General features: G+C 57.5%; 3 protein-coding genes and 2 pseudogenes. 4 read left to right on the top strand and 1 reads right to left on the bottom strand.

All coding sequences use genetic code 11. The features are described from left to right. Positions 1-168: 168 nt before the first annotated feature. Positions 169-295: pseudogene (locus NKH89_RS35525) on the bottom strand (helix-turn-helix domain-containing protein); the annotation flags it as partial. Positions 296-635: 340 nt separating this feature from the next. Between NKH89_RS35525 and NKH89_RS35520 the strand changes: the two are divergent. The 4 genes and pseudogenes from NKH89_RS35520 to NKH89_RS35500 all read left to right on the top strand — a co-directional run bounded on the left by NKH89_RS35520 (position 636) and on the right by NKH89_RS35500 (position 3,161). Beyond that, on the top strand, positions 636-2,066 hold the full coding sequence (locus tag NKH89_RS35520) for an amidase (RefSeq protein WP_352912014.1): 1,431 nt from the start codon (positions 636-638) through the stop codon (positions 2,064-2,066). Between the two features lie 97 nt (positions 2,067-2,163). Then, positions 2,164-2,502: a transposase gene (locus NKH89_RS35515; protein ID WP_352912010.1), complete on the top strand. Its 339-nt coding sequence runs from the start codon at positions 2,164-2,166 to the stop codon at positions 2,500-2,502. A 156-nt stretch (positions 2,503-2,658) separates the two neighbouring features. After that, a complete protein-coding gene (tnpB, locus tag NKH89_RS35505) occupies positions 2,659-2,934 on the top strand; it encodes an IS66 family insertion sequence element accessory protein TnpB (RefSeq protein WP_352912007.1) in 276 nt (91 codons plus the stop codon). A 9-nt stretch (positions 2,935-2,943) separates the two neighbouring features. Beyond that, positions 2,944-3,161 (top strand): annotated as a pseudogene (locus tag NKH89_RS35500) (DUF6429 family protein). Positions 3,162-3,228: the final 67 nt, after the last annotated feature.

Raw genomic sequence — 3,228 nt, 5'->3', positions numbered from 1 at the left:
CTATCTGCACATGCCGGATATTTCGCCAGTCAGCTACATGCGCCATCCCGACGCATCGTCGTTAATATGGCTTGGCCTACTTTTGGTTTCCGACGAAGCTACGCATCACCGATCAGACGCCCGATAGATTGCACCGCCTCATTCTTCTGATCCTCATCTAGCAGCCAAAGTACCAAAGCCTTTCTCAAGTTGACGTACGTGGACGCTGAGGGCGCGTTGGGCCACGTTGAGAAGCGAAGCCCCCTTTGTGAAGTTCCCAGCCTCAATACCCTACAAAGTATCTAAGCTGCCTGATTCGACACTGCGGAGATTACGAACTCTCCTCACCCATTCGCCCCGCGAACGACACCTTCCACTGGCAAGTGGAGCCTTATGGTGATCCTTCTCACGTTGTTTGACGTCTGGCGACCATCTTCTCGTCCCGACCTGCACCCGATATGATCCATTTGCATCACGTCCGTCAGTTGGAAACCAAATGTTGCATATTATGTCCGGATGAGGTACACTTTGCTTTGGATCAGACCCCGCTCCGGGCCAGAGAGGCCGCATCCCATCATGTCTCCGGTTTGCGACGTGGCGCCGCTGCGCGTGCAATACCCTCTGTCACTGACACCAGGTGTGAAGGGATAGCTAAGATGAATCTAAGCGAATACGTAGAGTACGATGCGACCGGTTTGGCCTCCCTCGTGAGCGCTGGCGAAATGACTGCTGTGGAGCTAACGCGTTTGGCCCGCCAAGCCCACGACGTCGTAAATCCGCGCATCAATGCTGTGATCGAACTCTATGAAGATGCCGAGACCGTTGCCGGCGCGGACGCAGGGATTTTCCACGGCGTGCCTTTCCTTCGCAAGGATGTAGGAGCTTCCGAAGCTGGCCGCCTACAAGAAAGAGGAAGCCGTCTATTCAAAGGCTTCCGCCCCGATATCGAAAGTTATTTTTTTCGGCGCGCTCGAGAGGCCGGGCTTCGGACGATAGGAAGGACAACAACATCGGAGCTTGGTTCTACCCTAATGACCGAATCCATTCTCAATGGCATCACCCGTAATCCATGGGATTTGGAACGCTCCGCCGGAGGTTCCTCCGGGGGGGCGGCAGCGGCAGTGGCCGCCGGCATCACTCCTATTGCTCATGGCGGCGATGGCGGTGGGTCAATTCGCATCCCCGCGTCTTGGTGCGGTCTTGTCGGACTGAATCCGTCCCGAGGACGTGTCTCCGGCGGCCCAAACAGTCAAGACGAAAATCACGGCAAAAACCGCACATTTGTTCTGTGTCGAACTATCCGCGACATGGCCGCCGCGCTGGACGTCTTTTCCGGTCCTCATCCTGGCGATCCATTTATCATCGTCCAACCGGACCGTCCCTATCTGGCAGAACTCTCGCAGCCCACCGGTCGTTTGCGGGTAGGAGTCGCGAGAACGAGTTGGGGCGCCGTGAATCTGGATCCGGAAGTGCTGCGCGCTATCGAGGCGACGGCAACGCTTCTGCAGGAGATGGGACACTCGATACAAGACATCGCCCCGCCATATGAGCCCAGCGAGTACCGCAGAATATATCTCGCTCCGACGAGCGCGATTATGCTCGAAGAAGCGGCTCGGGCCATGGGACGCGTTCTCAGCGCAGAGACCTTGGAGTCGGTCAATCTAAAACGCTATGAGTTTAGCCGCGATTTGCCTCTTTCCCGAGCGGCGGACTTACAAGAGGCCCTTCGGAGAATGCGTTTCCGGGTGGGCGAGGCGATCCATGCCTTCGACATTTTGCTGACCCCGACAATGCCAATGGTGGCCGTGCCGCACGGCGGCATCTATTCTGCAACCGACCCGACAGTCTCTGCCGAGGGATACGTGGAAGCGTCTACGGCGAGTTGTCAGTACACGGAAATATTCAATGTGACGGGACAACCTTCGGTGTCCTTGCCGTTGGCACAAAGCGCGAGCGGGCTGCCGATCGGTATTCAGATCGTCGGCCGCTTTGGAGGCGAGGCCACACTGGTACGTGTTGCTCGCGATTTGGAGGAAGCCAGACCATGGCGCGCCCGGCGACCAAAGGTTCGAGCTGGGAATAATTGATGACCACGTGAAGGTGCGGTGCATACAACGAAGGCCGCCTACTGACACCTACCTTAAGACGTTAGGGGCCGCTTAGATTTAAGTGGACACTTGGCGAATGAAGTATCTGGCTATGGAGCAGCCGTCGACGGTGGAAGCGAGCACGTCCGCGGCTCCGCCGCCGCCGGGTGCCGGCCGACAGCGAACGCGCCGATCCTGGACGGTCGAGCAGAAGCTGGCGATCCTGCGTGAGGTGCAGGAGCCCGGTGATCCGGTGTCGGTTGTGGCGCGGCGTCACGACATGAACGCGAACCACTTGTTCATCTGGATGAAAGAAGCCGGGCAAGGGCGATTGGGCCGATCCAAGTCGTCGCCCGAGACCTCACCGGTCGCCTTTATTCATAGGGGTTGTCGGTTCTGGCCTGCACGATGTAGAGCCGGAAGAGCCGTCTCCTGAGCGATCGCACTCTGAAGTACCAGCTACGATCAGCGAAGCGGTGTCTACCGGTGGCCGGATGGAAATCGTCGGGGCCAACGGTCGGCGTGTGATCGTCGACCGCACTGTCGACGTCAGTGTCCTGCTGCGGATCTTGCAGGGGCTGGAAATGCTGCAATGATCCCGACAGAAGCCGTGCGTGTGTGGTTAGCCACAGGCTACACCGACATGAGATGTGGCTTTCCACCACTGGCGCTACGGATGCAGGAGGTCCTCAAACATATTCCCCTTGCGGGCAACCTGTTTTGCTTCAGGGGGAAACGCGGAAATTTGTTGAAGGTGATCTGGCATGATGGCCAAGGAGCATGCCTGTTAACAAAAAGACTCGAGCGCGGCCGCTTCATCGTATCTATCCGAGCAGGGCCGCGGGATTTTGGGCGCCTCGCGTGGTAATGTCGGTTCATGGAGATCCATGAGGACAGGATCGACGATGCAGTTTTGGCGCTGTTATGGCTGACTCTGCATAACGAGTGTTGCGCCTGGGAGGGTTTCGACTGGGCAACGACGGATCGGCTTCACAAGAAGGATATGATCGGCACCCAATCAACAAATCGAAGTCATTGATCCTGACCGATGAAGGCTTGGTAAGCGCCAAGCTGACCCCATCTGGCGCGGCTTGAGGTGATGAGCGAGACATACTGACACTGAAGCAAGGAGCCGAGGAGCTTGCAGTGTCAATTTCTATGT

The sequence above is a fragment of the Mesorhizobium sp. M0923 genome (assembly GCF_040319365.1).
In the GTDB taxonomy this organism is placed as follows: Bacteria; Pseudomonadota; Alphaproteobacteria; order Rhizobiales; family Rhizobiaceae; genus Mesorhizobium.
Note: the sequence above shows the minus strand (reverse complement) of the source record. Positions and strands in the feature narration are given on the sequence as shown.